Origin of the sequence: Cellulomonas pasadenensis (assembly GCF_047229365.1) — a bacterium.
GTDB lineage: Bacteria > Actinomycetota > Actinomycetes > Actinomycetales > Cellulomonadaceae > Cellulomonas.
In genome coordinates, this window is the sequence record NZ_JBFTEP010000235.1 from 1 (window position 1) to 2723 (window position 2723).

General features: G+C 74.6%; 2 protein-coding genes. Both read right to left on the minus strand.

Annotated features, from left to right (window positions below; translation table 11 throughout):
* Positions 1 to 319: 319 nt before the first annotated feature.
* Complete coding sequence (locus tag AB6N23_RS18010) at positions 320 to 790, minus strand: FAD synthase family protein (RefSeq protein WP_412867336.1); 471 nt, start codon at positions 788 to 790, stop codon at positions 320 to 322.
* A 117-nt stretch (positions 791 to 907) separates the two neighbouring features.
* A partial coding sequence (locus AB6N23_RS18015; RefSeq protein ID WP_412867337.1) for an ABC transporter ATP-binding protein occupies positions 908 to 2723 on the minus strand: 1816 nt, incomplete at its 5' end.

The following is a 2723-nucleotide window of genomic DNA, read 5'->3' on the forward strand; positions in this document are numbered from 1 at the left end:
CGTCGGCCTCGGCGATGCTGAGCAGCTGCGGCGGGCGCACGCCGGCGGGCCCGACGACGTCCAGCTCGCCGCGTGCGCGCACGGACGCGACGGCCTCCGCGGCGGCGGGGTCGGCGAGCAGGGCGGGCAGGAGTCCGGTGAGGTCCATGGGGTCCTTCGTACGGCGGGTCGTGCACGGTCCGGCGGTGCACGACGCGGGCGCGGGGGTCCGGGGCGGCGCAGCACAGCACGAGCGCCCCGCCTCCGGGTCGGGGCGGGGTGCGTGCTCAGTCTACGAACCGGGTCCGACACGGCCCGCCGTGGGGGCGCGCGGGGTCGGTCAGCTGCCCGCGCGCTCCACCGCGGCGTCGCCGCGCGCGGCGACCTCGCCGCCCAGGACCGCGAGGGCCCGGCGCAGCTTCGTGCTCGAGGTGTGCAACGTGTACGGCACGTAGACCACGTCGACGCCGACCTCCGCGAACCGCCGCTCGAGCTCCAGCCCCTTGGGCGTGCCCTGCCAGTCCGAGCCCTTGAAGAACACGTCGAACCGCAGCGCGGCCCAGGTCTCCAGCTTGTCGGCCAGCGTCTCGGCGTACGCCTCGTCGACCACGTCGAGGTGGGAGACGATCTCGAGCCGCTCGGCGAGCGGGACGACGGGCCGGCGGCCGCGCACGCGCTCGAGCTGGTCGTCGCTCACGACGCCCGCGATGAGGTAGTCGCAGCGGGCGCGCGCCCGCCGCAGCAGGTTGAGGTGCCCCACGTGGAACAGGTCGTACGCGCCCGGCGCGTACCCGATGAGCCGTCGACCCACGCGGCACCCTCCCCTGGTCGGTGCCGGGTGCCCCTGCCCCGGCCGCTGGCGCAACGCTACGGGGACGACACCGGAGAAACCAGGGCGTTCCGGGTGAAACGGTCAGCCGCGCCCGGCTCAGTCGGCCGGGCCCGCGCCGACGGCCTGCCGCCGGGTGATCTCGTGGACCTCCTGGAAGAAGTCGTTGCCGGCGAGCACCCGCTCGGGCGTGTCGAACATCTCGATGCGCCCGTCCCGCACCACCATCACGCGGTCGCACACCGCGAGCGTGGAGAGCCGGTGCGCCACGAGGAAGACCGTGGCGCGTCCCCGCAGCCCGCGCAGCGTCTCCTGCACGAGCTCCTCGGAGCGCACGTCGAGCGCGCTCGTCGGCTCGTCGAGCACGAGGACCTCCGGCTCCGCGGCGAGCGCGCGGGCGATCGCGAGCCGCTGCCGCTGGCCGCCCGAGACGCCCTGCGCGCGCCGGCCGACCGTCGTGGCGTACCCGTCCGGCCACTGCTCGATCTCGTCGTGCACGTGCGCCCAGCGGGCCGCCCGCTCGACGTCGGCGTCGGTGAGGTCGTCGCGGTAGAAGCGGATGTTGTCGGCGACGGTGCCGTACACGAGCTGCGTCTGCTGCGGCACGTACGCGACGGCCCGCTGCCAGTGCGCGCGGTCGACCTGCCACGCGTCCTCGCCGTTCACCGTCAGCACACCCGCCGTCGGCTCCCGCAGCCGCAGCAGCAGCTGCACGAGCGACGACTTGCCCGCGCCCGACGGCCCCACGATGCCGACGACCTCGCCGCGCGCCACCTCGAAGGTGATGTCGTGCAGCACCTCGGCGTCGGCGTCGTAGCCGAACCGGACGTCGCGCATGCCGATCCGCTCGACCCTGCCCAGCGGGCGGCCGCCGTCGACCTGGCGGTGCGCGCGGTACGTCTCGATCGCGTCGGCCAGGTGGTTCATGAAGGGCAGCTTCTCGTCGATGCCGGTGACGGAGTACTGCACGCGCTGCCCGTACGACAGCGCGCGCACGAGCATGAGGACCACGGCGCCGAGCGTCGTCATCTGCCCGGCGTCCATGAGCGACACGACCGCGAGCGCGAGGACGAGCAGGAGCAGCGCGACGCTCTGGTACAGCGACGGCAGCGCCCCGACGAGGAACCGCGAGCGCAGCAGCGGGCGGCGCACGCCGTCGAGCAGCCCGTAGAACTGCTCCACGAAGCGCGGCGACGCGCCGAAGACCTGCATCTCCTCCGCGGTGGCGGCGACGCCCTGCACCCCGTTCGCGTACTCGACGTTCTCCTCGCTGAGCTCGCGCGAGTGGCGGCGCAGCCGGCGTGCGAGCGGCCGCAGCGCGAGGAACAGGCCCAGCGACGCGACGGACAGCACCGCCGCCGCCACCGGGCTCAGCGCGACGGCCGAGACCATCAGCGACAGGAACATGAGCACGTTCGTCACCACGGACGCGATCTGGATGATCGCCTGCGTCGTCTGGTTCACGTGCACGTTCATGAAGGTCTGGAACTGCCCGTCGCGCTCCGCCGCCTTGACCGACCACGTCGCGGCGACGAACGCGTCGAACAGCCGCCGTCGCAGCCCGACCATCGCCGACGCGCTGATGGCCGCGGGCAGGTACGCCAGCCAGAGCTGGAGGCCGCCGCGCACGACCGCGAGGACGAGCGCCACGACGAACGCGACGTCGAGCGGGGAGTCGAGCGTCAGCGGCCCGAGGTCCCCCTGCACCGAGTCGCTGCCCTGCGACAGCGAGAGCGCGAGGGACGCCACGAGCGCGAGCAGCGCCGCCTCGGCGACGCCGGCCACCACCGAGACGACCGCGATCGTCACGACCTGGCCGCGCGACGCCGCGAAGAACGGGGCGAGCCGCCGCCAGGCCGCCGCCGCGCGCCGGGCCGCCCCCCCGACCGGCTCAGACGGTGACGCCCTCCGGGCC